Here is a 26,072-nt window from a genome sequence, read left to right on the forward strand (position 1 = left end):
CGAACTTTTAGTTCGCGTCCCCGCGCCGCTAAAGTTATTCCTGCGGCGTGGGGGCGCAAACTGAAAGTTCGCGCTACGGCCTTGCGGGCTTCTCCAACCAGGGCGTGCGGAACAGCAATAAGATAATTGCGCCTTTCTTCTGCGGTGAAAAGCTAGGCGACCGCGTCCGCTTGGTCGAGCACGCGGTGCAGGGCCATTTCCAACAGGCGGCGGTTCAGCTCGGAGCGGTGCTGGCGGTAAAAGGCGTATTCGGCAGCCGTAAAAACGCCGGTTATCAGGCCCACCACGGTGTAGCGCAGCTTGGTGTTGCGGCCGAGCAGCTCGGTGAGTTGGTGGTGTTGGTCGGTGGGGCGCAGGGCGATGTGGTGGTCGCGCACAAAATCGGCCACCACGGCCAGCAGCAAGTCGTTTTGCAGCTTGAGCACCGGGCGCAGCGTGGCGTGCAGGAATGCCCCAACGGTCTCGTCTGCGTCGGTCGTTTCGGTGGGCACGATGGGGCGCAGGGCTAGTAAGGCGTCAGTGGGGCGAGTGGTGGGAGTAGGAGGGAGCATGACGAGAAAACCGGTCCGCGGGGTAATGGTTGCCGCAGCTTAGTGCCGTTACACCACGCCCAGCTTCACCAGCGCATCCCAGAGCACCACGCCGGCCGCCACGCCCACGTTCAGCGAGTGCTTGGTGCCGAACTGCGGGATTTCAACGGCCACGTCGCACAGGGCCAATACGGCATCGTCTACCCCAAAAACCTCGTTGCCCATTACCAAAGCCAGCGGCCGGCTGGGCTCGGGTTGAAACTGGGGCAGCGACACGCTCCCGGTGGTTTGCTCCACGGCCGCTACCTGGTAGCCAGCGGCTTTGAGGGCGGCAATAGCGGTTACGGTTTCGGCCGCGTATTCCCAGGCCATCGACTCCTCACTGCCCAGCGCCGTTTTGGTGATTTCGCGGTGCGGCGGGCGCGGCGTGTAGCCGCAGAGGTAGATTTTTTCCAGCGCAAAGGCGTCGGCCGTACGGAATATTGCGCCCACGTTGTGCATGCTGCGCACGTTGTCGAGCACCAAAACCACGGGGCTTTTGGGCGTACTTTTGAAATCATCCACCGAGGCCCGGTTTAGCTCGGCCATTGTGAGTTTTCGCATCGAAATAGCGCGAACTTTGCGGTTCGCTTTGTCGGTTTAAAATAGGGCGGCCCGATGGTTTGGCCAGCTTCGCCAAGCTGCATTCGTAACCTCGTAAGCTACCGCCACCTCCTCGTTCACGCCAAAATCTGCGCACCACAAAGGTCGCGCTACTTGCCTTGCCTGCACCCAAAAAAGAATTCGTCATCAAATCTGTCGGCCCCGACCACTTCACCGTGCCCATCCCGGCCGTGACCGAAACGCCGCTGATGAAGCAGTATTACCAACTCAAGCAGCAGCATCCGGGCGCAGTGCTGTTGTTTCGGGTGGGCGATTTTTACGAAACATTCGGCGAAGATGCCGTCACGGCCAGCCGCATTCTCGACATCACGCTCACCAAGCGCGGGGCCGGCAGCAGCAGCGAAGTGGCCCTGGCCGGCTTCCCGCACCACTCCCTCGACAACTACCTGCCCAAGCTGGTGCGCGCCGGCCAGCGCGTGGCCATCTGCGACCAACTCGAGAACCCCAAGGAGGCCAAGGGCTTGGTCAAGCGCGGCATCACCGAGTTGGTAACGCCCGGCGTGAGCATGCACGACAACGTGCTCGAACGGCGCTCGAATAACTACCTCGCCGCCATTCATTTCGGCAAGTCCGAAGCCGGTATTTCCTTTCTCGATATCAGCACCGGCGAGTTTCTGGCCGCGCAGGGCACGCTCGACTACTTGGGCAAGCTGATGCAGAATTTCAGCCCCGCCGAGGTGCTGTTCTGCAAGAAAAGCCGCTCTGAGTTCGAGCAGCACTTTGGCCCTGACTATTGCACCTACGCCCTCGACGACTGGGTTTTTGGCGTCGACTACGCCCACGACAGCCTCACGCGCCACTTCCGTACCACCTCACTGAAGGGATTTGGCGTCGATAACCTGAAGGAAGGCGTGATTGCGGCCGGCTGCATCCTGCACTACCTCGCCGAAACCAAGCACACCGACATTCAGCACATTGCCAGCCTCGGCCGCTTGGAGGAGGATAAGTACGTGTGGCTTGACCGCTTCACGGTGCGCAACCTGGAGTTGGTGCACGCCCAGCACCCCGGCGGCGTGCCGCTCATCGACGTGCTCGACCAGACGCTAACCCCGATGGGCGCCCGCCTGCTGCGCAAGTGGATAGTGCTGCCGCTGAAGGAAGTAAGCCAGATTCAGCGCCGCCTCGATACCGTGGCCGCGCTGGTGGCCGATGAGGAATTGCTGGCCGACCTCACCCAGCACCTGCGCCAAATCAACGACCTGGAGCGCCTGATTTCTAAAGTAGCCGTGCGCCGCGTGAACCCGCGCGAGCTGCTGCAGTTGGCCCGTGCCCTCGAAGCCGTGGCGCCCATGCGCGAGCGACTGGCCGCATCTGGCGTGAAGGCTCTGGTGAAACTGGCCGAACAGCTCAATCCCTGCGCCAACCTGCGCCAGGAAATATTCGCCAAAATCAAGCCCGATGCGCCCATCCTCACCAATCAGGGCGGCGTGCTGAATGCAGGCATCGATGCCGAGCTGGACGAACTGCGCGCTTTGGCTTTCTCGGGCAAAGATTTCCTGCTGCAGCTGCAGGTGCGCGAGCAACGCAACACCGGCATCTCATCGCTGAAAGTTGCCTATAACAAGGTGTTTGGCTACTACCTCGAAGTCACGAACGCCCACAAGGACAAGGTGCCCGCCGAGTGGATTCGCAAGCAGACGCTGGTGAACGCCGAGCGCTACGTGACCGAGGAGCTGAAAACCTACGAGGAGAAAATTCTCAACGCCGAGGAAAAGCTCTTTGTGATTGAGCAGCGCATCTACAACGACCTCGTGCTGGCGGCGCTCGATTTCGTGCCCCAGATTCAGCAAAACGCCCGCGCCATTGGCGTGATGGACTGCCTGGCCAGCTTCGCCCTCACGGCGCGGCAGCAGCGCTACGTGCAGCCTGAAGTGAACGATGGCACCCTGCTCGACATCAAAGCCGGCCGCCACCCGGTGATTGAGCGGCAGCTGCCGCCCGGCGAAAGCTACATTCCCAACGATATCTGCCTCGACCAGGACGACCAGCAGATTGTGGTAATTACCGGCCCCAACATGGCCGGCAAATCCGCGCTGCTGCGCCAGACGGCCCTCATCGTGCTGCTGGCCCAGATTGGCTCCTTCGTGCCCGCCGAGGCTGCTACCATCGGCATCATCGACAAGATTTTTACCCGCGTGGGCGCTTCCGACAACCTGAGCAAGGGCGAAAGCACCTTCATGGTGGAGATGACCGAAACGGCTTCTATCCTCAACAACCTATCGGACCGCAGCCTGGTGTTGATGGACGAAATCGGTCGCGGCACCAGTACCTACGACGGCATTAGCATTGCCTGGGCCATTGTGGAGCACCTGCACAACAACCCCAAAGCCAAGGCCAAAACCCTGTTCGCCACTCACTACCACGAGCTTAACCAACTGGCCGACGACTGCCCCCGCGTGCGCAACTACAACGTGGCCGTGAAGGAGGCCGACGGCCGCATTCTGTTCCTGCGCAAGCTGCAGCCCGGCGGTTCCGAACACAGTTTCGGCATCCACGTGGCGCGGCTGGCCGGCATGCCCACCTCGGTGGTACTGAGGGCCAATGAAATCATGCACCACCTCGAAGTGGAGCGCACCAGCGCTGGCGCCGAGGACAACGTGCCGACGGAGTTCGACGACGTATTGGCCGGTATTGAGTCCACTGGTTCGCGGGCCGGTATTGCGGTGCCGCCGCCCCGTGAGCCTGCTCAGCCCAAGCCTCGTGCTACTACGGCGGTGGCTACGGCCCCGCGTGCCCAGCTCAGCATCTTCGAGCCCAGCGACCCGGCCCTGGAGCGCATCCGCGAGCTGCTGCAGCACCTCGATGTGAACACGCTCACCCCCATCGAAGCGCTGATGAAACTGAATGAATTGAAGCTGACGTTAGGGAAAAGTTAAATTTTTCGGGCTGAAAATGAAGCAGAAAGGCCTCTGAAACGAATATTTCCACACGTGTTACTTGCTTCCCCAAAAAAGCTCCTTACCTTTGTCGCACCATTCAGCACAACGAAAATTGTTCTGAACCTCCTGCGAGAGTAGCTCAGTTGGTAGAGCGCGACCTTGCCAAGGTCGAGGTCGCGAGTTCGAACCTCGTCTCCCGCTCCAAGATTTAAAAAACGCTGTCTTCGGGCAGCGTTTTTTGTTTACCCCTACCTTGGCAATGGCTGCTACCCGTAAATGCTTGAGCACCGACGACGAGTTTCGGCAGGCGGTTGCCGAAAGCTTATCGGTGCGGCAAGTGCTGGGCCACATCGGGCTGGTGCCGGCGGGGGGGCAACTACAAAACCGTACACGCCCGCATTGCAAAGCTGGGGTTGGATATTGGGCACTTCACGGGTGCTGGCTGGAATGTTGGAGCGCGCTTTCGCATGTTGAGCGCACCTTTTTCCTGGGATGAAGTTTTAATTGAAAATTCGCTCTATACGTCTACCAGCCGGCTGCGTAATCGTCTGATTGAACATGGGCTAAAAGAAAATCAATGTGAGGGATGCGGGCTGTCAAAGTGGTTGGAAAAGCCCATTCCGCTGGAGTTGCATCACATCAATGGCGTTAATAATGACCATCGACTCCCTAACTTGCGGTTGCTTTGTCCGAATTGCCATGCGTTGACTGAAAATTACCGCGGTAAGAATCAGAGCCGTGCCAGCAAGTAAAAGCTGACGCCAGAGTGGTGAAATTGGTATACACGCGGCACTTAAAATGCCGTTTCCGTGAGGAAGTACGGGTTCAAGTCCCGTCTCTGGTACAAGAAAAGTCCTGCCCGCAATGGCAGGGCTTTTTTATTGCTCCTTCAACTCCGCGACCTAGCACTTGCTAATTGCTACTTTTGGTACTGGCCCTGCTTACCTACCGGCCGATTTAATCTGGTGAAGCTCTTTCTGGTTTTTTGCGGTTTCCTGTGTAGCCTATTGCCTTTGCGGGCGGTGGCTGGCGCGGGCACGGCCGACAGCTTGCTGACAGAGCTAAATCAGGCTTTGGCCCACAAAAAGGAATACGACGGGCAGCGCCTGAACCGCATTGCCGTGCTCACGGCTGACTTTGTTTCCTCCGAAGCCAACGACAACACCAAGTTCGACCTGGGCCTGCGTATTTACGAGGAATACAAGGCCTTCAAATACGACTCGGCATTTGCCTATTGCCAAAAGATTACGCAGCTGGCGGCGCAGTTACGTAGCCCGGAGAAGATAGAAGTGGCCAAGCTTAAGCTGGCGTTTGTGCTGCTTTCGTCGGGCCTGTTTAAGGAGACGTTTGAAACGCTCGACAGCATCGACCCGCGCCGGCTCACGGCAGCCGATAAGCAGAGCTTCTACTTCCTGCTGGCCCGGGCCTACAGCGACCTGGGCGACTTCAACCAAGACCAGACCTACCGGCCAAGGTATTACGCCAAAGCCCTGGCTTACGCCGACACGGCGGTGCTGCTGGCGCGGCCGGGCTCCTACGAATACCTGTCGGTGCAGGAGTTCCGGGCGCAGAAGACCAACAACCTGGCGGCGGGGGCGGCGGTGTACCAGCAGATTCTGCAGCTGCCGCACCTGTCGCTGCACCAGTTGGCGGTGAGCGCCAGCACCACAGCCTACGTGTACGAACTGGCCGGTCAGCCCGAAAAGGCGTTCGAGCTGCTGCTCGTGTCGGCCATTGCCGACGTGAAGACGGCGACCAAGGAAACTACGGCCATATTTAAGCTCTCGGACTATTGCTACCGGCAGGGCGACTTGAAAAACGCCTATACTTTCATCAAAGAGGCGCGTGAGGATGCGACGTTTTATAAGGCCCGGCAGCGGCAAATTGAGATTAGCCACGTTTCGTCCATCATCGAAGGGCAGAAAATCAACATCATTGAGAACCAACGCAAGTCGCTGAAAACCTACGCCATCATCATGACACTGCTGGCGAGCGTGGTGATTGGGTTTGCGGTGGTGAGCGTGCGGCAGCTACGCCGCCTGCGCAAGGCCGACCAGCTGATTTTTGCCGCCAACCGCGAGCTGCTGGAGCGCAACGGCGAGCTGCGCCAGCTGAACAGCGGCCTGAACGAGGCCAACAAGATTAAGGAAGAATACATTGGCTACTACTTCCACAACAATTCGCAGTACATCGACAAGCTCGAAACACTGAAGAAGCGGGTGGAGGCGCTGCTCGCCAGCAAGCAATACGCCGGCGCGCAAAAGCTGGTGGATGCCGTGAACATCAAAACCGAGCGCAACGAATTGCTGAAAGGATTCGATTCGGTGTTTTTGCGGCTGTTTCCGAACTTCATCGCCCAGTTCAACGAGCTGTTCCGGCCGGAGGACTGCATCGCGCTGCCCGACGACCAGCTGCTGACCACGGAGTTGCGCATCTTCGCCCTCATCCGGCTGGGCATTGCCGACAGCGAGCAAATCAGCCGGATGCTGGGCTATTCCATCAACACGATTTACACTTACAAGACGCGGGTGAAAAACCGGTCGCTGCTGCCCAACGAGGAGTTCGAGGCGCGGGTGCAGGCCATTCAGGCGGTGTAAGGAAAGGTGCCGGTGAGTACTGGGCCACTGCCTGGGCTGGGGGAGGAGTAGCAAACCGTCGGGGGGTGGGTAGCGTGAAGCAAAACGGATACAGCAGTTTGGGTGAACCAAGTTTACCAGGGGCTTTAGCCCCTTTTTTTATGAAAATGTGGGACCAAAGCTGCTATACTGGACTCATATTTTAGTGATTATTTTATCATTTAAACCATTATAAATCAAATATATAATGGATGGGTGGGTTAATATTTTTCATACTTCGGTTTGACAAATTCCACTGGGGTGAGGGTAGGGATAGTTTTGCTCAACTCCCACCCCAAACGATTCCTGAAACATGCCGGGAAAGGGCAGCCGCTGGCGGTTGGCCGGGAAGGAGAAAAGACGGCGGAGCGGCGGAAATGCCGGGCTCGCCAGACCATGCTTTTTGTCACTCATCCACAGTCCCACCCATGCTGCATTTGTTACCTCCTCTTGTTATACCCCGCCGACTCAGAACATCGCTGCTCACATCGGCATTGGGAATGCTTGCTACCAGCGTCGCTTGGGCGCACCCGGCCGCCCGAATAGCGGACATAATAGCAACCGCCGCACCGGCCGGCGGCACCGTTTCGGGCCGCGTAGTCGACGCCAAGGGCGAGGGCATTCCCGGCGTGACGGTTATTGTGGAAGGCACCACGCTTGGCGCCTCGACCAATACCGACGGCAGCTACGTGATTAACAACGTGCCCGCCGGCTCATACACGTTGGTATATTCATCCATTGGTCTGAATTCGAGCCGCGTGACGGTGACAGTGGCCGAAGGGCAGGCGGCCCAAGTAGCGGCCACCCGCCTGAGCGAAAACACCACCGCGCTAAGCGAAGCGGTGGTGGTGGGCTACGGCACGGCCCGCCGCCAGGACGTGACCGGCGCGGTAACCACCGTAACAGCCAAGGACTTTGTGCAGGGCCAGGTGACTTCGCCTGAGCAGCTGGTGCAGGGTAAGGTGGCCGGCGTGCAAATTACCACCGGCGGCGGCGCCCCGGGCGAAACCAGCACCATCCGGATTCGCGGGGGCTCGTCGCTGAACGCCAGCAACGACCCGCTTATCGTAATTGACGGGGTGCCGGTGGACAACCAGGGCATTGCCGGGGCCGGCAACGCGTTGGCCATGGTGAATCCGCAAGATATTGAGACGTTTACGGTGCTCAAGGATGCTTCGGCGACGGCCATTTACGGTTCGCGGGCGGCTAATGGCGTTATTCTCATCACCACCAAAAAGGGACTGGAAGGCGAAAAGATGCATGTGAACGTGAGCTCGCAGGTGTCGCGGGCCACGAACTACGGCAAGGTGGACGTGCTGAGCGGCGACGCCTACCGCACGCTGCTGAACAATGCCGTGGTGCAGGGTACCATTCCGGCTACCAACACGGCTTACCTGGGCACGGCCAATACCGACTGGCAGGACGCCATCTATAAAACGGCCTGGACGACGGACAACACCGTGAGCCTGACCGGCAGCGCGAAGAATCTGCCCTACCGGGTTTCGGTGGGCTACTTGGACCAGGACGGCACGCTGCGCACGGGCAACCTGAAGCGGAATTCGGCTTCGGTTGGGCTGTCGCCGCGACTGTTTGACAATCACTTGCGCATTGATGTGAATGCCAAGGGCACTTGGGCCGACTACCGCTTTGCCGACCAGGGCGCGATTGGGGCGGCAATTCGTTACAACCCGACGCAGCCGATTTACAACTATGGCCCCACGGGCTTCAATGGCTACACTGAGTGGCGCGATGGCGCGATTCCGAACCCGCTTACCGACCGCAACCCGGTGGCGCTGCTCAACGACAAGCGCGACCGCAGCACGGTGCTGCGCAGCATTGGCAACGTGCAGTTCGACTACAAGCTGCACTTTCTGCCCGACCTGCACGCCAACCTGAACCTGGGCTACGACCTTTCGCGCAGCAACGGCACGGTGTTTATCGCGGCGGCGTCGCCGGTGGCGTATTCCACGCAGGGGCAGAACAACTCGTACCGGCAGGAGAAGAACAACAAGCTGCTCGAAGCTTACCTGAACTACACCAAGCAGCTGGGCCTGCACCGCGTGGAGGCGCTGGCTGGCTACTCGTACCAGGATTTCTACACGTACTCGCCCTTCCGTTTTACTTACAAGGCCAATGGCTCGCGCGTTAACCCGCTGGAACCGGCGCAGTTCCCTTTCAAGACGCAGTTCACGCTGCTCTCGTACTACGGCCGCGTCAACTACAACTACAACGACCGGTACCTGCTCACGGGCACGCTACGGGCCGATGGCTCGTCGCACTTCAGCCCCGAAAACCGCTGGGGCTACTTCCCGGCTGCCTCGGTGGCCTGGCGCATCAACAAAGAAGGCTTTATGGCCGATGCGGCGGCGGTGTCGGACCTGAAGCTGCGGCTGAGCTACGGCAGCACCGGCCAGCAGGACATTACGAGCGTGGCCGGCGACTACCCCTATCTGGCCAAGTACAGCCTCAGCTCGCCGGTTGTCAGCCAGATAATTGGCAACGACACCATCCGCACGCTGCGGCCAGCGGCCTACGACCGCAACCTGAAATGGGAGCAGACGGATACGTATGATGCCGGCCTGGACTTCGGTTTTTTCAACAACCGCTTCACCGGCTCGGTGGATGTGTACCTGCGCAAAACCCGCGACCTGCTGGCCGTGATTCCGGTGCCGGCTGGCAGCAACCTGTCCAACACGCTGCTCACCAATATTGGCAACCTCGAAAACCGGGGCGTGGAGCTGGCCCTGAACTACAACGTGCTGCAGGGCCAGCGCCTGAACTGGTCGGTGAACTTCAACGCGACCGTGAACCGGGGCAAGATTACCAAGCTCACGCAGGTAGAAGACCCCAACTACCTGGGTACGCCCACGGGCAACGTCGGCAACTTTCAGTTTGTGCAGGTGAATGCGGTGGGCTACGCGCCGAATACCTTCTTTCTGTACCAGCAGAAATACGAGGGCGGCAAGCCGCTGCAAGGCCCGACGGCCAGCGCCAATCCGGCCCAGTACATGGACCAGAACGGCGACGGCCTCATCAACGAGCGCGACAAGGTGTATGGCAAAAACCCGGCGCCCAAAGCTATTCTGGGCTTTAGCTCGAACCTGAGCTACGGCAAGGCCAGCCTGGCATTCACGGTGCGCTCCAACATTGGCGGCTACGTGTACAACAACGTGGTGGCCGGCCAGAACAACTATTACGGCTTGAATACCACGCTGGGCTACTCGGCCAACGTGGTGCCCGCCATCTACAACACGGGCTTCAAAAACGGACAGCCCTACAGCGACATCAACCTGGAGGACGGCTCGTTCGTGCGCTTGCAGAACGTGACGCTGGGCTACGATTTCGGCAACCTGCTGAAGGAAGGCACCACGCTACGCTTCACGCTGGCCGGCCAAAACCTGTTGCTGCTCAGCAAGTATTCGGGCCTCGACCCCGAGCGCGCCACGGGTATTGACAGCAACTTCTACCCGCTGCCGCGCACCGTTACGGCCGGCCTCAACATTGGCTTTTAAGCTAATGGTTAACGGTTAATGATTAGGGGCTAACGATTGATTGTCAGATGCAATGAATCGGGAAAGCCCGGCGTAGTCATAAACCATTTACCACTAATCACTCACCACCATCATGAAATCCCACCCCTTCCTGCGGCGCTGCGGCCTGGCGCTGGCCCTCACCGTTGCGCTGCTCACTGGCTGCAACAAGGACCTCGACCGCACGCCTTTTTACGATTTGAACACTGATTCGGTGTACCGCGACCCGGCCAACTACATCAAGGTGCTGGCCAAGTGCTACGCCGGTTTCAACCTCTCGGGCAACTCTGGCTCGCCTGATGTATTTGCCGGCCAGGGCAAGGACGAAGGCGAAACCTCCTACATGCGGGCCTACTGGTACCTGCAGGAGTTGGTGAGCGACGAAGCCGTGGTGGCCTGGAACAGCGGCCCGCTGCAGGAGTTGAATACCACGAGCTGGACCTCGAGCAACGACCTGATAAACAACAGCTACACCCGTATTTTCTACGAAGTGTCGCTGTGCAATGAGTTCATTCGCGAAACCAGCGACGACAAGCTCAGCAGCCGCGGCATTACCGGCACCAATGCCGACGATGCCCGCCTCGACCGCGCCGAGGCCCGTTTCCTGCGGGCGTTGGCCTACTACCACGCCCTGGATTTGTACGGCAACGTACCCTTCGTGACCGAGGCCGACGCGCCCAGCAAGGCCCTGCCTAAGCAAACCACCCGCGCCGCATTGTTTGGCTACATCGAGAGCGAGTTGAAGGCCATTGAGCCGCTGCTGAAGCCCGCCCACACCAGCCCCTACGGCCGTGCTGACCAGGGTGCTGCCTGGGCCCTGCTGGCTAAGCTCTACCTCAATTCCGAAGTATACCTCGGTGCAGGCCAGGGCCGCTACACCGACTGCCTCACCTACTGCAACAAGGTTCTGGGCACGCCGAGCTACAAGCTGGCGCCCGAGTACCGGCTGCTGTTTCTGGCCGATAACAACAAGACGGCGGCTTCGGAAATCATCTTCCCCATTACCAGCGACGGCGTGGCTTCGCAGGTGTACGGCGGCACTACCTACCTCGTGCACGCCGCCGTGGGTGGCCGCATGCTGGCCAGTGGCTTTGGGGTGAACAGCGGCTGGGCGGGCAACCGCACCCGCAAAAACCTGCCCCTGTTGTTCCCGACAGCTGCTAGTGGCTTCGATTCGCGCGCCATGTTCTTCACCAATGGCCAGAATCTGGAAATCAACGACCTGACTTTGTTTACCGATGGCTACGGCGTAACGAAGTGGCGCAACAAAACCTCGACCGGCACGAACGGCAACGACCCCCAGCTCATTTTCGTCGACACCGACTTCCCGCTTTTCCGCCTCGGCGACGTGTACCTGATGTATGCCGAAGCCGTGCTGCGTGGCGGCACGGGTGGCAATCAGGCGCAGGCGCTCGCTTATGTGAATCTGCTGCGCGACCGCGCCTACAACAACACTGGCGGTGCTACCGACGGCCGCATTACCGCCGCCGAGCTTGCGGCTCCCAACTTCATTCTGGATGAGCGGGGCCGCGAAATGTATTGGGAGGCCTCGCGGCGCACCGACCTGGTCCGTTTCGGCCGCTTTGCCGGCGGCACCTACCTGTGGCCGTGGAAAGGGGGCGTGAAAGCCGGCCAAACCGTGCCGGCCTACCGCAACCTTTACCCGCTGCCTTCCACCGACCTCGTGGCCAACCCCTCGCTGGTGCAGAACCCGGGCTATTAATGCATTAGTTGTCAGTTGCTTGTTGTTAGTTGTTGGTCCAAAAATACGGACAACTAACAACTAACAACTGACAACCAAGTCCACAACGGTTTGGGACTTGGTGCCTGGTGCTCGCTCAATGGTGGGAAACCGGGTGGGAACTCGGGTGGCACTGGTAATGCCAGCTTTTCGAGTCGACCCAGGCATCAAGTCCGAAACCTGTCGGTGGCCGCACGGCCCTCTTCACTGATTCATTCCCACTCAACCATTTCAACTTTTCATCATGCAAAAAATCTCTACGCTCGCCCTATTTGCCGGCCTCGCTGGCACCACCCTCAGCGCCCAGGCTCAGATTACGCTCGACGGCGTCGTTAACGCGGCCGAAATTGGAACCTCGGGCGGCAAGTACACTTCGCTGGGCGCGTTCACGACCTCCCACACCCCAGTACCTGGCGGCCCAACTGGTTTCGGCAACGCCGGCCTGCTGCGCATGTACGGGGCCAACAGCAGCACCAAGCTGTACGTGGCGCTGGCCGGCACCATCGAGGCGGGCGGCAACAACTTCCAGCTATACATGGACCTGCCCAACAAAACCGGCGTGCCCGTGGGCACGGGCCTGCCCGATATTGCGGGCACCAGCACGGTGTTTGGCTCGTTTGCCAGCGGTAAAATCGGGGGCACCAAGCTGGAGCTGGAGGCTGATGCTGCTATTGCCACCACCGGCAACATGGACGTGCAGGCCGCCATTTATACCGCCACCACGGGCGTAGCCAAGTCGCTGGGTGATGGCACCAGCACGGCCGCTTCCAACGATGGCGTGGCCAGCACCCTGCCGGCCTCCACAACTACGGGCGTGTACAGCCTGTTTGCCGGCACTCGCGTGGCTTATATGGCCTCGGCCACAGGCCTCAGCGGCAACCCGGGCAACGCCAACGGTGGCGGGGCAGGCTCCTTTGCTTTGGAATATGAGTTCAATCGCACCTCGCTGGGCCTGCCCTCGGGGGCATCCATCGTGCGAGTGTTCGCTGCCTACGTCAGCGGTGATGCCTACTGGTCGTCGGACATCATTCCGGAAACGGCCGGCAATGGCACCTCCACCGGCGGCCTCAACAACATCGGCTTCAGCCCCGATTTCACCGATCAGGCGAAATTCCCCGGCACCCAGGCCGCCACGGTGAACGTGGTGGTGCTGAGTTCGCGCCAGGCCGATGAGGCCGTGGTGGCCATGAGCGTATTCCCGAACCCGGGCCGGGGCGAGACCACCGTGGCCTATCAGGTGCTGGGCGGCACCCAGCCGGTAGCCGTGCGCGTGCTCGATTTGGTGGGCCGCGAGGTGCGCACGTTGCTCGACGCCCCACAAAGCGCCGGCTTCCACGAACTGAAGGCGGGCCTGAATGAGTTGGCCGCCGGCACCTACCTGGTGAAGGTGCAGGTGGGCGATAAGGTGGCTACCCGTCGCTTGACAGTAACCCGCTAATAAGCTGCTAATGAGTTGGCGGGCCGGCCATGTTTGGGCTGGCCCAACAATTTCTGCTCATGAAAAAAACCGCCTTTTTCTTCTTTCTAACGTTGCAGGCCGGTTTGGTCGGGGCAGGCGCGGCCGTGGCCCACACCACCTCGAAAGCTGCCTACCACGACCCCGCGCAGTACGGCCGGCCCTTTGCCGGCGTGCCCGATGGCCGGGATGCAGCCATTTACCAAGTCAACATGCGGGGCTTTAGCCAGGCCGGCAATTTCAAGGCCGTCGTGGCGCGACTCGACTCTATTAAAGCGCTTGGGGTAAATGTGGTGTACCTGATGCCCATTTTTCCCATTGGCAAGCTGCGGGCCGTCGATTCGCCCTTTGCCGTGCAGAATTATACAGCCGTGAACCCCGAGTTTGGTGCCCTGGCCGACTTGCGCGCGCTGGTCGACGCCGCCCACCAGCGCGGCCTGGCCGTGATGCTGGACTGGGTAGGCAACCACACCAGCTTCGACCACGCCTGGGTAACCGAGCACCCCGATTGGTACGTGCACGACGCCGCCGGCAACATGGTGAACCCGATACCCGACTGGAAGGACATTGCCCAACTCAACTGGGCCAAGCCTGAAGTGCACGCCGCCATGATTCAGGCGTTGCGCTACTGGGTGTTCGCGGCCAATATCGACGGTTACCGCTTCGACTATGCCGACGGGCCCAGCCAGGAGTTCTTCACCGAAGCCCTGGCCAACCTGCGCGCCATTCCGAAGCACAAGCTGCTCATGCTGGCCGAGGGTGATAAGAAAAAGTATTACCTGCAGGGCGGCTTCGACCTGTGCTACGACTTCGGCTTTATGAATGTGCTGAAGGGCGACATTTTTGCCAAAGGCAAGAGCGTCCGGCTTATTGACTCGGTGAACACGGCCAACTACCGCAAAGCCCCGGCCAATGCCCGGATGCTGCGCTACATCTCCAACCACGACATCAATGCCTGGGACGGCACGCCGCAACAGTTGTTTGGCGGCCAGCGGGGCGCCATGTCGGCCTTCGTGGTGGCCGCCTACATGCGCGGCGTGCCCCTGGTTTACAACGGCCAGGAAGTGGGCTACGCCGAGCGGGTGCCCTTTATGGGCGCACGCAAGCCCATTGTCTGGACGCCCAACCCGCTGCTTACCCGCGAATACCAGCGCCTGCTAAAATTCCGCAACGGCAGTGCCGCAGTGCGCCACGGCGCGCTGGCCTCCTACAGCAGCGACGACGTATGCGCCTTCACCAAAACCCTGGGGCGGGAGCAGGTGCTCGTGCTGGCCAACCTGCGCAACGCGGCCGTGAACTACCCAATGCCAGCGAGTGTAGGAACCAGAGGCTGGCGCAATGCTTTTGGCGGGCAGCCCGCTGCCCTGGACCACCTCACGCTGCAGCCTTATCAATACTTGATTTTAAAGAAATAATCGGCTAAGGCTGCGCGCCTGCCCTGTGCAGGGTGCGGGGAGTAACGGTAAGTTTTTGAAAACCCAATTATCTGCGCATGCTGCGCCATCTGTACGTTCTTCTTTACCTCTTTCTAAATGTCTGTTCGTCATATTATAGTTAAAAACAGTCTGGCGCTTTTGGTAGCCGTAGGCCTGTTGGCCGGGTGCAAAAAAGACTCGCCCACGCCGCCCGACCCCATTGTGCCGCCGGTTGTCGTTACGACCACGCCGCCGCAGTACGGCACCCCCTTCGCGGGCGTCCCCAACCGCGAGGATGCCGTGATTTACCAGGTGAACATGCGCGCCTTTAGTGCCGGCGGCAATTTCGCGGGCGTCACGGCCCGGCTCGACTCCATTAAAAACCTGGGCGCGAACGTGGTGTACTTGATGCCTATTTACCCCGTGGGCCAGGTTCGCAGCGTGAATTCGCCCTACGCCGTGCAGGACTACCGCGCTGTTGGTGCAGAGTTTGGTACCCTCACCGACCTGCGCACGCTCGTGGATGCCGCCCACCAGCGCGGCCTGAGCGTGATGCTGGACTGGGTGGCCAACCATACCAGCTGGGACCATGCCTGGATTACCGCGCACCCCGACTGGTACCTGCGCAACGGCAGCACCATCCAGAGTCCGCCCGGCACCAACTTCACCGACGTGGCCCAGCTTAACTTCAACAGCCAGCCCATGCGCCTGGAGCTGATTTCGGCGATGAAATCGTGGGTGTTCACCGCCAATGTCGACGGTTTCCGCTGCGACTACACCGACGCGCCGACCATCACGGCCACCGACTTCTGGAAGCAGGCCGTGGATACGTTGCGTAGCGTGAAAACCCATAAGCTGCTCTTGCTGGCCGAGGGCAGCTCTAGCAGTAATTTCGCCTCGGGCTTCGACTACAACTTTGGTTTCAACTTCTACGGCGGCATCTACAACGTGTACCGCAACGGCTCGCCGGCCACCAACTTCGACGCCCTCAACACCAGCGAGTACGCGGGTGCTACCGGCACCCAGCAGGTGGTGCGCTACACCACCAACCACGACGTGAATGGCTCGGATGGTACGCCGGTAGGGCTGTTTGGCGGCAACGCGGGAGCCATGTCGGCATTTGTAGTGGCCGCGCTATACAAAGGCGTACCAATGGTGTATAATGGCCAGGAAGCGGGCATGACCACGCCCATCACCTTCCCCTTCACCTCGGTAAAAGTGAACTGGACCGCCCACCCTGAAGTGACCTACGCCTACCGCCAGCTCCTAAAGGCCCGCGCCGCCAGCGCCGCCCTGCGTCGCGGCACTCCCACGGCCTACAGCACGGCCAACGTGTGCGCTTTCACCAAAACGGCTGGCAGCGAGCAGGCCCTTGTGCTGGCCAACGTGCGCAACACCGCTACTACCTACCCCGTGCCCGCCATCCTGGCCGGCACCACCTGGACCAACGCCCTCACCGGCGCATCGACTACGGTAGGGACTACCGTGGCGCTGCCCGCCTACGGCTACTTGGTCCTGAAAAAGTAAAAGGCCCTGAAAGCTTGCACTGGATACTTATTTGCCGCCTGACACCCCTTTGGGTGGTGTCTGCCTTTTGACTAATGATGAAATTCTGGTTGTTTTTATTGGCCGTGCTCACGAGTGGTACCGCTACTGCGCAACCCGTCGCGCCACTCACTGCCCAGATGGGCACCGTGCGCCTGACAGTGGCGCTCAGCTCCGATGGCCGGCCCACTTATGCAGTAGCATATGGGCCGAAAGCGGTGGTGAATGCCTCACGGCTGGGCCTGGCATTGGCCGATGGCAAGGGCTTCGATGGGCCGATGGTGCTTGCGGGCAGCGAAACGAAGGACGTAGATGAAAGCTGGCAGCCAGTGCTGGGCGAGGTCAAAACCATTCGCAACCACTACCAGCAGCTTACGGTGCACCTGCGCCAAGCGGCCGCGCCCAGCCGCCGGCTCGATGTCGTGTTTCGGGTGTTTGCCGATGGCGTGGGCTTTCGCTACGAATTCCCAAGGCAGCCCAACCTGCAGTATTTCGTGGTGACGGATGAGTTGACGGAATTCGCCCTGCCCGGCGACCCCAAAGCTTTCTGGATTCCGGGCGACTACGACACCAACGAGTACCCCTACACGGTGTCGAAGCTAAGCGAAGTCGACAACTCGGCGCTGGTGAAATCCTCCACCGCCATTGCGGTACGTGAAGTGCCAGACGCCCAACTCGTGGCCACGCCGCTGATGCTGAAGGCCACCGACGGCCTCTACGTGAACCTGCACGAAGCCGCGCAGGTCGACTACCCGGCCATGCAGCTGCACGTCGACCGGGCCACGCGCCGCCTCACGGCCCGGCTCGTGCCCGATGCCGTGGGCACCAAGGCCTACGTGCACGCACCCGGCCACACGCCCTGGCGCACTATTATTGTAAGTGACAAAGCCACTGATATTCTGGCCAGCAAGCTCATCCTGAACCTGAACGAGCCCAGCAAAATCGCAAATACCAGCTGGATTAAACCCATGAAATTTGTAGGCGTGTGGTGGGAAATGCAGACGGGCAAAAGCAACTGGCGCTACGCCGACAGCGCCGACACGCTGAACGCCCAAGGCCAGCTCATCCCGAATGGGCATCACGGCGCCACCACCGCCAACGTAAAGCGCTACATCGACTTTGCCGCCGCGCACCACATCGCCGGCGTGCTGGTAGAAGGTTGGAATGAGGGCTGGGAAGACTGGTTCGGCAACTGGAAAGAGCCGGTGTTCGACTTCGTAACGCCGTATCCCGATTTCAACGTGGCTGAAGTCCAACAGTATGCCGCCGGCAAGGGTGTGCAGATGATAATGCACAACGAGACCTCGGGCGCGGCCACCAACTACGAGCAACACCTCGACACCGCCTACCGCTTCATGAACCGCTACGGCTACCCGGCCGTGAAAACCGGCTATGTGGGCCGCATCATCCCCCGCGGCGAACACCACGACGGCCAGTGGATGAGCAACCACTACGTGCGCGTGGCCGAAGTGGCCGCTCGCCACCACGTCACGGTGGATATGCACGAGTCGGTGCGGCCCACCGGCCTCTCGCGCACTTATCCCAACTGGATAGCCAGCGAAGCCGGCCGCGGCAACGAGTACAACGCCTTCACGGCCGAAGGCAACGCCCCCGAGCACGAAACCATCATGCCCTTTACCCGCTTCATGGGCGGGCCAATGGACTACACGCCCGGCATTTTCAAGCTGAAGAACTACGTAGCCGGGCACCCCGAGCGCCAGGTGCGCACCACCCTGGCCAAGCAGCTGGCCCTCTACGTGGTGCTCTATTCGCCTTTGCAAATGGCCGCCGACCTGCCCGAAAACTATGCTGCCCACCCCGATGCTTTCCGCTTCATCGAGGACGTGGCCGTGGACTGGGACGATACCCGCGTGCTGGAAGCCGAGCCCGGCGAATACATCAGCACCGCCCGGCTGGAGAAGGGCGGCGAGCGGTGGTTTCTTGGAGCCATCACCAATGCCAACCGTCGTACTGCCACTCTCAACCTGAACTTCCTGCCCAAAGGCCGACGCTACACCGCCACCCTGTATGCCGATACGCCCGGCACCGACTGGAAAACCAACCCCGAGGCCTACCGCATCAGCACCCAGACGGTAACGGCGGGCACTACCCTGCGCGTGCCGCTGGCGCCCGGCGGCGGCTGCGCCGTCAGCCTGGTTCCGGTGAAGTGAGCCGAAGAGGTGATAAAGCAAACGGCCGGCCCTTTCGATGAAGGGGCCGGCTGTTTGCTTTGTGATGAACCTGAGGCTATTCCCGCACTATGCGGCGCGTTTCCAGGCTGGTAGCGGTGCGCACCTGAAGCAGGTACACGCCACCACCCGCACTCCCAAGGTCGAGGGGCTGGCTGGTGCCCTGTGGGTTAGGGTTGGGCACTGAAATCTGGTTCAGCAGCCGGCCCAGGGCATCGAACAGCCGCAGCTCGATAGGCTGGCGGTAGCCGGTCAGCAGCACGTTTAGGCGGCCATCGGGCGTAGGGTTGGGCACAACGCTCAGGTTGGTACCGGATAGCGCCGAAAGGTTGCCCAGCACCACCGCCTGCGCCGCCGACATGGGCGACAAGCAGCTGCCCGCCGGGCCGCTCACGGTGGTTTGCACGGTGTAGTTGCCGCTGGCCACAACCGTAAGCGTGCGGCCGGTTGCTCCGGTGAGCGGCAGGCCGTCGCGGTACCACTGGTTGCCACTGGCGTAGCTGCTGGTGAGCAAGGCGCCGCTGCGGGAAACGGTAGGTGCGGCCACTGCCGGTAGCACCCGCACCAGTATCGAAGTAGTATCGGAGCAGCCCGGGCCGAAGCCGCTGGTGGGCGAAACTTCCAGGGTGTAGCGGCTGGTGCGCGTGGGCGTGGCCGTAATGGCCGCGCTGCTGGCTTGGTTGGCTGCAAGGCCGTCGCCGCGCACTGTCCAGCGGTAGGCATAGGTTTGGGCAACGGTAGTGTTACTGGCCAGGCGCCGCACCGAGTCGGGCCGCAGGTCGCGGGCCTGCAAGAGCACCGAGGCCCCTGCGCACACCTCTGCCGCCGAGCTGGTGATGCCTGCTGCTGCCACTGCTGCCGGGTTCCGCCTCACAACGCGAATCAGTACCACCCGATTCTGGACTCCCTTGATGGGGTTGGCATTGTCCTCGGTGCGGATGTTGACGCGGATGATACGCCCCACGACCGCCGGCGAGGGCTGAAAAATAAAGGTGCCCACCGGTGTTTCAGTGCCATTGCCGCTCAGCCCAAACGTGCCGATATCGCCGGATGCCAGCAACTGCGGGTTGGTGTTGATGTCGGCTGGCAGCGTCACGGTAAGCAATTGGTGGGCACTGGGCGTTTTCAGGTTGTCGGGGTCGGTGAAGCGGAGCACTACGCGCGAGTAGCTGCACGCTGCTATCTCCAACTGAGTCGTGTCGGCGGTATTAATGGCCAGCGTACCCGAGTTAATAGTTTGGGCCGTGGCCTGCACCGGGGTGGGCAGGGTATTGCCCGCGCAGTTGGTTACAATCAGTACGGCCTCGCGGCGTACCCGACCAATGAGCCGACGCACGCCACCCAGGCGGCGGTATTCTTCAATCAGCACCACCACCTGGTACTTGTTCGAACCATCGCCGGCCGTGGTTACCGGCACGTAGCGGCTGGGCGTGAAGGTGATGGTGCGAGCCGTTTGATTGAAGCGGAAAGCGGGCATTCCCTGCCGCAACGGGCAGGAACCGGTTGTGTCGAATGCCACTGGAATCGGTAGGCTGGGTGTGAAGAGGTTGCCACCGTTCAGGGCCGTTACGGCCATTCGGCAAGTGGTCGAGTTTGCAACCGGGAGCGTGCCGGCATCGGCCCCCGGGTAGGGGTTGTAAGCCACGGGCGTACCGCAGTTGTCCAGCGGTGCAGTGAGCGAGTATACCAGCGAGTCGCCCTCGGGTTCGGTGGCCGAAAAACCGAAGGTCGAGCGCTGGTTCACGCATACGTATTGAATCGGAATATCCTGCGGGTCAAACTGCGGCGACGTATTCAGTACTGAACTGCTCCCATTGGCGCGGTTGTCCAGGTATACATCGGTGTAGAGGTAGTTGCCGGCGCCACCGGCAATGTTGGCAATGTCGGGCCGGTTGCCCAGCCGGGTACTCATCGTCCACTGGCCGGGCGGCAGCGTTACGGTTGCCGCGTAGGTCGTAAAATCATACAGCGGATATATTGCCGATGGAGCCTGGCACGAGCCCGGTGTATTGGGCCCCAGGGGAGTAGCGGCCACCGAAGGGCCTTGCTGCAATAATGTTGCGGTGACATTGGCCGGCGCGTTGCATCCTCCATTGCGGCACTCCAAATCGAATGAGGCCGGTGTTCCAATCCCCGAGCAATCCCGGTACAATCGAAAATTTACCCGGTACTAGTTGCCCCCAAGGGAAGTGTACGTCATGTCGCACCCCAACAGGTGCGAGGCCTGGGCGCTTGGTAGCCCGTTCAGCAGCGCGCCGGCCATCAGCCAAAAACAGATGAGTAAACGATGTTTCATGCGATAAACGAAGTGGAAAGGATTGGAAAAGCGTAAGGCCCCGAAGGGCCTGACTGATTGAGCTCAAAAGATAGTGCAGCTTTGGGCTTACCCGAGCTACGGCAGGCTGTCAGCTCCGAAAAGTCGTCCTCTATTCAGCCAAGTCGCGCTCGGCCGCCGGCCCAAAGCCCGCGCGGAACAGCACATATAGCCCGGCCACTGGCAGCGGGCTCACCACGAAATCGAGCAGGTGGCGGCTGAGGCGGTAGGCCCACTGGGCATTGCCGGCCAGCTTGCCTATCACGGCAATGAGCACGTAGGCTGCCAGGGCTCCCGCGTACAGGCGCCAGGTGAGCTGCCACTGCGCGGGCGTGAGCAACAGGTGTAGCAGCAGCAGGCAGCAGCTTAGGTACAGGGCCGCGTAGGTCGCAACGGCCGGCAGCATGCGCCGGGTTATGCCCGCGTCGATGCCGTGCTGCATGGCGTTGGCAGCATTCGCCAGGCCCAGCGCCGCCAGCCCCCGCTGCCACCCGGCCGTCAGCACATCCAGCACCTGGTGGTTGTACACCCCCAGCAGCAACAGGGCCAGCACCAGCCCGCCCGCCACTAGCCAGCGGGCCGGGCCCGAAGGCTGGCGCGGCGCTGGCAAGGAATCAGGAGGAAAAGTAGAGGGCTCCAAAGTGATTAGGCCAGCCGGGGCGGGATTGCCATGCGCCGTGCCCACAGCATCCAGAGCCCGAAAATGCAGGCGTATACCACAAAGGTAAACGTGTAGTGGTGGTTGAAATCAACCGTTTCGTGCGCGTAGTGGTGGTTGATGGCCAGGGCAGCCACGCGCACCACATTCAGCAGCCAGATAAGGGCAATGCCCGCCGGAATAAACCAGGCTTTGCGCGCCCACGGCCCCGGAAAGGCCAGCACAAAACCGGCAAAAAGCGCGTAGAGCACCAGCCCGTTGCAGGGCGGCCCCACTACCACCGATTGCTCGCCAGCCATTAACACCAAGGTCGAAATATGGGCATCGATGGTCGCAGCAAAGCCTAGCAGTTGCAGCACGGCTACGCTGCTGCGGGCAATGTTCTGGCACAGGAAGGCATCAAGCCGGCCATCGTGGGCCAGCCACTGCTCGTAGCCAAAAAACCACGCCAGGTACATGGCTGCTGCTACCAGTAAAAACCGGAACAGCAGTCGATTGCCACTCGGCGCGTGGGCAGAAGTCTGCATGCGCTAGGAAATAGAATAGAAGGGGAGTAAACAGCATCAGCGGCTCCCTCTGGCGAAAGAGCCGCTGATTAATGCTTTATAGCTAAAAACGTGATGGCTTTCTAGGCGCGTTTGCGGCGGTTGCGCAACTGCTTAAGGCCGTAGGCGACACCCCCAGCCAGCAGCAGCGAAATTCCACCATCGAGGGGGATACTGGTTGGGCCACTTGGGGAAGGGCCACCATCAGCAGGGGCTTGGGCCAGAACAGTTCCGCCAACGGCTACCACAAGGATAAAAGCTGGTAGCAAACGAGTGAGGAAAAATGATTTCATGCAGGGATGGGTAAAAATATAAGGTGATGGCTAACCGCAGAACCAAGTGTTACAGTTGCTAAATGTAAATACTTTCTGGCAAAAACTACGCACAGCTGCCCCCGGTGGCCCCGGTTACTTACAATGCAAACGTCTATATTCAACAAAAGCCAGGGCCCGACACATCAACTACGCTCGAATTGCCTGATTAGTTTTGGTTGTTGGATGGTCTGAACAGAATGAAATGGTTGACCGCTTTAGCGGGCGTACCCGCCCGCAAAAAGCAGTGTTCTGCGCCGGGCAGTAGCGAGGATTGGGGGGCTGCGGCTTGGGTGCACTGGCCTTGCGAAAGCCACACTAGCGGGCTGGTGGCTACCTTGCGGCGCCTGTTTCGCCCGCTTTTGCCTCGCCTTATGCTCCCTGCTTCCGACGCCTCCGCCTCGCCGGCCGCTCCCATCGATTACCACCCGCTCATTCGCCAGGTGTTTGCCGAGATGGGCAAGGTCGTTGTGGGCCAGCAGCAACTGCTCGGCCGTCTGCTCATTGGCCTGTTCACGGGCGGACACATTTTGCTCGAGGGCGTGCCCGGCCTGGCCAAAACCCTCACCATTTCGACCCTGGCCAAGGTTCTGCACCTGCACTTTCAACGGGTGCAGTTCACGCCCGACCTGCTGCCGTCGGACCTGGTGGGCACCATGATTTACAACCAGAATCAGTCGGTGTTTGAGGTGAAGAAAGGGCCAATCTTTGCCAACCTCGTGCTAGCTGACGAAATCAACCGCTCGCCGGCCAAGGTGCAGAGTGCGCTGCTCGAAGCCATGCAGGAGCGCCAGGTGACCATCGGCGAAACCACGTACCCGCTCGATTTGCCCTTTCTGGTGCTGGCTACCCAAAACCCGGTGGAGCAGGAGGGCACCTACCCGCTACCCGAGGCTCAGGTCGACCGTTTCATGCTGAAGGTGCACGTCGACTACCTCAAAAAAACCGATGAGCTGGAGGTGATGCGCCGCATGGCCAACCTGAGCTTCGTGGAAGACGTGCAGCCCATGCTGACCAAAGCCGACATCTTCGGCATTCGGCAGCAAATCAACCAGGTGCAGATTTCTGAGACGCTGGAGAAGTACCTCATCGAGCTGGTATTTGCCACCCGCCGCCCGGCCGACTACGACTTGCCCGAGTTTGCCCACACCGTGCAGTTTGGGGCCAGCCCCCGGGCCAGCATTGCCCTGCACCGCGCCTCCAAGGCAGTGGCCTACCTCGACGGCCGCGACTACGTGCTGCCCGAGGACGTGAAGGACGTAGCCGCCGACGTGCTCAACCACCGCATTCTGCTCACCTACGAAGCCGAGGCCGATGGAATTCGCACCCAGGACCTGATTGAGGCCATTTTGCGTAAAGTGCCAATCAGTTAGAGGACATAAACCCAACTATCCTGTGCTCAGCTTATAACGGGATTTGCTGGAATCAAAAAGGGCTGCCCCGATACCGGAGCAGCCCTTTTTTAAGGCGTAAGTGCGGCAGTTATTCTACTACTACGCGCTTTACCACGAGGTCGCTGCCCGTTTGCAGGGTGAGCGTGTAGATACCGGCAGCCAGGCGGCTCACGTCGAAGTCGGCGCTGCCGCCGGTGGCGGGCAGGCTCAGCTGGCGCGTGGCTACTACCTGGCCCAGGGCGTTGCTCAGCGTAGCCGAGGCCGCGCGCAGGCTGCCAGCGGGCACGCTCAGCGTGAAGCGCTGATGGGCGGGGTTAGGCGATACCGTAACGGCGGCGGCCAGCTCGGCGTTGCGAGTGGCAGTGACTATTCGTAACTGCAGGTTATCGATACCCAAGTCATCGTCGCCAAAATCGGAAGTGGCTTGGAAGCGAATGACCGTGGTAGCCGAGTTGCCAGGAATTGTCACGGTGGATTTGGTAAAGGCAACTGCAGTATTCAGCGTAAGTACCGGAGCGGTAGCGAACGTGGCCCCGCCGTTTGTACTCACTAATACGTCCAGCTTATCAGCGCCGGTAGGGTTAATGTAGTCGAAGCTCATTGTTTTAGAACCCACACCACTTAGGTTCACGTACAGGTCAAGCTTGCCTTGAGGCCCACCAACAGGTACACCATAGGTGTGGAAACGCGCGGAGTGAGTGCCCGTACTAGAGGCAATTGGATACGGAGGAGTAGTACCGGTTTCTTCATCCACGTAGCTCCAGTTAGCCGATGCAAAGCCGTCGTCTTCGCGTCGCCACGAGCTATTGCCTGTCGTAGGATTATTGCGCCAGTTAAGCGTGGGAACATCACGGGTTGAAGTGGCGGTAGCCCAAGGCCCTTCAAATCCTTCTGAGTAAGGCAGTGTCACAAAGGTTGGGGGAGCTAGCGTGGCTGCACCAGTTATGCAAATGGTGAAGGAACCCATCGCATCAGCCGAGCCGTAGCCTGACACAAACAGGTAATAAGTAGTACCGGGGGTGAGCGACGACAAGCTAAGTGTACCCGCACTGCTGTTGTTCTCTGGGCCGGCCGCACAGCCTGCTTCTGTGAATGGCCCCGCACTGCTAGTGGCCGAGAACACGCGTATCTGACCGGCCGCTGTGCCCGTTGTTTGAATATTGACAAAGGTGCTACCGATGCCAGAGGCCGCGGTAGTAAACTTGAACCAAACATCTTTTGGGTTGATGGCTATGCCGCAGCCCGGATTTGTGTAGCCAGCGGGGACGGTGGTAGTGGCTCCAATATTGGAAGCGTTGACAGGAGTACAGGTAGCAGCCACTGGCAGCGTTATAGCACCGCTGGGTTCGTCGTTGGTGAGCGGAGCTGCTGCTGCTGCTACAAAACGATAGGTCTGACCAGCACTGGGCGGGGCAGCATTGCGGAAGTTGTGGGTATAACTTGGATAGGGACCCGTGATGAATGCAGCAGTTGACCAAGCAGCGGCTCCAGTTGGCTTGACCACCAGCACATCCTGACCAGCTGCGTTGCTGTTGCCCTTCAGCCCCACGTTGGGGAATCGGCTGGTAGCAGCGGCAGTAGAGGGGGTAGCTGCATCGTATACAAAGTCGATGTTGTTGGTGGTTTCGTAGAGCCGGACCTGAAAGCTGAAATTGGTGTATTGCTTGTTCGACGGTGAGGCATCGGACTTATCACTTACATTCTTCCATTGAATGGTGCAAATGCGATTGGGAGCAGTGCCGGTAGTTGCAACCCGATATTCGGGGGTGCCCGTACCGGGTTCGAGGTCGAAGTTGAAGGGCAGAATCAGGTTGGTGTTGGCTGCGTTCGTGCTGGAAACTGGGTCTTCATTATTACAACCCTGCACGTTGCAGATAAACAGGTCGGTCCCTGAGGGAGCCGTAGAACCGAGTTTAATAAACCCGTTGGTGCTCAGTACAAATTGCATGAAGGCCGTGCCGTTGTAGGTGAACGTGAAGCCAATAGGCTGAGCAGCCGAGTTAGCATCATCGTTATTGGCCGTAGTGATGGCCGCGCCCGTAGCCCCAAGGTCTGTGTAGGTGCCGGCAAGGTTAGTTGCATTGCCCGGAGCGTAATTGAACTGGGCTTGGGCGGCGAAAGGCAACAGCGCAATTGGCAGCCAGCAGCCGGCACGTTTTAGCCGACTCAGTAAGGATGTTATCATAGAAAAAGGGGAGAGGTGGGGAATAAAAAAGGGAAATGGGTGAAAACAACGTAACAACTAGCCAAACGCTGGTTGAATAGCGACTGGCCATGGGCCCGCAGC

17 protein-coding genes and 2 tRNA genes are annotated in these 26,072 nt (G+C 60.1%); 11 read left to right on the forward strand and 8 right to left on the reverse strand.

Annotated features, from left to right (window positions below; all coding sequences use genetic code 11):
* Positions 1–152 precede the first annotated feature (152 nt).
* Positions 153–551, reverse strand: a complete 399-nt coding sequence (locus tag ABD837_RS13615) for a hypothetical protein (protein WP_345055442.1) — start codon at positions 549–551, stop codon at positions 153–155.
* Positions 552–599: 48 nt separating this feature from the next.
* Positions 600–1,133: an RNA methyltransferase gene (locus tag ABD837_RS13620; protein ID WP_345055444.1), complete on the reverse strand. Its 534-nt coding sequence runs from the start codon at positions 1,131–1,133 to the stop codon at positions 600–602.
* A 248-nt stretch (positions 1,134–1,381) separates the two neighbouring features.
* Here ABD837_RS13620 and mutS point away from each other — a divergent pair, with 248 nt between their 5' ends.
* The 10 genes from mutS (at position 1,382) to ABD837_RS13670 (ending at position 18,545) form a co-directional block, all read left to right on the forward strand.
* A complete protein-coding gene (mutS, locus tag ABD837_RS13625; protein WP_345055665.1) occupies positions 1,382–4,069 on the forward strand; it encodes a DNA mismatch repair protein MutS in 2,688 nt (895 codons plus the stop codon).
* Between the two features lie 131 nt (positions 4,070–4,200).
* Positions 4,201–4,276: transfer RNA gene (locus tag ABD837_RS13630), tRNA-Gly, on the forward strand.
* 556 nt (positions 4,277–4,832) lie between these two features.
* A tRNA-Leu gene (locus ABD837_RS13635) sits at positions 4,833–4,916 on the forward strand.
* A gap of 121 nt (positions 4,917–5,037) precedes the next feature.
* Positions 5,038–6,669, forward strand: a complete 1,632-nt coding sequence (locus ABD837_RS13640; protein WP_345055446.1) for a DUF6377 domain-containing protein — start codon at positions 5,038–5,040, stop codon at positions 6,667–6,669.
* 518 nt (positions 6,670–7,187) lie between these two features.
* The gene (locus tag ABD837_RS13645; RefSeq protein WP_345055448.1) at positions 7,188–10,199 is read left to right on the forward strand and encodes a SusC/RagA family TonB-linked outer membrane protein; all 3,012 of its coding nucleotides are present in this window, start codon (positions 7,188–7,190) and stop codon (positions 10,197–10,199) included.
* A gap of 112 nt (positions 10,200–10,311) precedes the next feature.
* A complete protein-coding gene (locus ABD837_RS13650) occupies positions 10,312–11,940 on the forward strand; it encodes a RagB/SusD family nutrient uptake outer membrane protein (RefSeq protein ID WP_345055450.1) in 1,629 nt (542 codons plus the stop codon).
* Positions 11,941–12,202: 262 nt separating this feature from the next.
* A complete protein-coding gene (locus ABD837_RS13655) occupies positions 12,203–13,396 on the forward strand; it encodes a T9SS type A sorting domain-containing protein (protein WP_345055452.1) in 1,194 nt (397 codons plus the stop codon).
* Positions 13,397–13,455: 59 nt separating this feature from the next.
* Positions 13,456–14,829: an alpha-amylase family glycosyl hydrolase gene (locus tag ABD837_RS13660; protein ID WP_345055454.1), complete on the forward strand. Its 1,374-nt coding sequence runs from the start codon at positions 13,456–13,458 to the stop codon at positions 14,827–14,829.
* Positions 14,830–14,946: 117 nt separating this feature from the next.
* Positions 14,947–16,356: an alpha-amylase family glycosyl hydrolase gene (locus tag ABD837_RS13665; RefSeq protein WP_345055456.1), complete on the forward strand. Its 1,410-nt coding sequence runs from the start codon at positions 14,947–14,949 to the stop codon at positions 16,354–16,356.
* 74 nt (positions 16,357–16,430) lie between these two features.
* Positions 16,431–18,545, forward strand: a complete 2,115-nt coding sequence (locus ABD837_RS13670) for a glycoside hydrolase family 97 protein (RefSeq protein ID WP_345055458.1) — start codon at positions 16,431–16,433, stop codon at positions 18,543–18,545.
* Positions 18,546–18,621: 76 nt separating this feature from the next.
* Here the strand turns inward: ABD837_RS13670 and ABD837_RS13675 are convergent, their stop codons facing one another.
* The 5 genes from ABD837_RS13675 to ABD837_RS13695 all read right to left on the reverse strand — a co-directional run bounded on the left by ABD837_RS13675 (position 18,622) and on the right by ABD837_RS13695 (position 22,373).
* Positions 18,622–20,598, reverse strand: a complete 1,977-nt coding sequence (locus tag ABD837_RS13675; protein WP_345055460.1) for a T9SS type A sorting domain-containing protein — start codon at positions 20,596–20,598, stop codon at positions 18,622–18,624.
* Positions 20,599–20,733: 135 nt separating this feature from the next.
* A complete protein-coding gene (locus ABD837_RS13680) occupies positions 20,734–20,859 on the reverse strand; it encodes a hypothetical protein (protein WP_345055462.1) in 126 nt (41 codons plus the stop codon).
* A gap of 130 nt (positions 20,860–20,989) precedes the next feature.
* Positions 20,990–21,487, reverse strand: coding sequence for an XrtX-associated membrane protein (locus ABD837_RS13685; protein WP_345055464.1), 498 nt, complete (start codon positions 21,485–21,487; stop codon positions 20,990–20,992).
* 35 nt (positions 21,488–21,522) lie between these two features.
* A complete protein-coding gene (xrtX, locus tag ABD837_RS13690) occupies positions 21,523–22,062 on the reverse strand; it encodes an exosortase X (protein WP_345055466.1) in 540 nt (179 codons plus the stop codon).
* Positions 22,063–22,163: 101 nt separating this feature from the next.
* Positions 22,164–22,373, reverse strand: coding sequence for a PID-CTERM protein-sorting domain-containing protein (locus ABD837_RS13695; protein WP_345055468.1), 210 nt, complete (start codon positions 22,371–22,373; stop codon positions 22,164–22,166).
* A 392-nt stretch (positions 22,374–22,765) separates the two neighbouring features.
* Between ABD837_RS13695 and ABD837_RS13700 the strand changes: the two genes are divergently transcribed.
* Positions 22,766–23,764, forward strand: coding sequence for an AAA family ATPase (locus ABD837_RS13700; RefSeq protein ID WP_345055470.1), 999 nt, complete (start codon positions 22,766–22,768; stop codon positions 23,762–23,764).
* Between the two features lie 109 nt (positions 23,765–23,873).
* On the opposite strand, the gene ABD837_RS13705 is transcribed toward ABD837_RS13700, so the two are convergent.
* Positions 23,874–25,970, reverse strand: a complete 2,097-nt coding sequence (locus ABD837_RS13705) for a T9SS type A sorting domain-containing protein (protein ID WP_345055472.1) — start codon at positions 25,968–25,970, stop codon at positions 23,874–23,876.
* Between the last annotated feature and the right edge of the window lie 102 nt (positions 25,971–26,072).

This window comes from Hymenobacter glaciei (genome assembly GCF_039539585.1).
Lineage (GTDB): Bacteria > Bacteroidota > Bacteroidia > Cytophagales > Hymenobacteraceae > Hymenobacter > Hymenobacter glaciei.

Excerpts from the sequence above, each read along its gene's own strand:
- ABD837_RS13615 (WP_345055442.1), bottom strand. The coding sequence starts at position 551 with ATGCTCCCTCCTACTCCCACCACTCGCCCCACTGACGCCTTACTAGCC.
- ABD837_RS13620 (WP_345055444.1), bottom strand. The coding sequence starts at position 1,133 with ATGCGAAAACTCACAATGGCCGAGCTAAACCGGGCCTCGGTGGATGAT.
- mutS (WP_345055665.1), top strand. The coding sequence starts at position 1,382 with ATGAAGCAGTATTACCAACTCAAGCAGCAGCATCCGGGCGCAGTGCTG.
- ABD837_RS13645 (WP_345055448.1), top strand. The coding sequence starts at position 7,188 with ATGCTTGCTACCAGCGTCGCTTGGGCGCACCCGGCCGCCCGAATAGCG.
- ABD837_RS13650 (WP_345055450.1), top strand. The coding sequence starts at position 10,312 with ATGAAATCCCACCCCTTCCTGCGGCGCTGCGGCCTGGCGCTGGCCCTC.
- ABD837_RS13655 (WP_345055452.1), top strand. The coding sequence starts at position 12,203 with ATGCAAAAAATCTCTACGCTCGCCCTATTTGCCGGCCTCGCTGGCACC.
- ABD837_RS13660 (WP_345055454.1), top strand. The coding sequence starts at position 13,456 with ATGAAAAAAACCGCCTTTTTCTTCTTTCTAACGTTGCAGGCCGGTTTG.
- ABD837_RS13665 (WP_345055456.1), top strand. The coding sequence starts at position 14,947 with ATGTCTGTTCGTCATATTATAGTTAAAAACAGTCTGGCGCTTTTGGTA.
- ABD837_RS13670 (WP_345055458.1), top strand. The coding sequence starts at position 16,431 with ATGATGAAATTCTGGTTGTTTTTATTGGCCGTGCTCACGAGTGGTACC.
- ABD837_RS13680 (WP_345055462.1), bottom strand. The coding sequence starts at position 20,859 with ATGAAACATCGTTTACTCATCTGTTTTTGGCTGATGGCCGGCGCGCTG.
- xrtX (WP_345055466.1), bottom strand. The coding sequence starts at position 22,062 with ATGCAGACTTCTGCCCACGCGCCGAGTGGCAATCGACTGCTGTTCCGG.
- ABD837_RS13695 (WP_345055468.1), bottom strand. The coding sequence starts at position 22,373 with ATGAAATCATTTTTCCTCACTCGTTTGCTACCAGCTTTTATCCTTGTG.
- ABD837_RS13700 (WP_345055470.1), top strand. The coding sequence starts at position 22,766 with ATGCTCCCTGCTTCCGACGCCTCCGCCTCGCCGGCCGCTCCCATCGAT.
- ABD837_RS13705 (WP_345055472.1), bottom strand. The coding sequence starts at position 25,970 with ATGATAACATCCTTACTGAGTCGGCTAAAACGTGCCGGCTGCTGGCTG.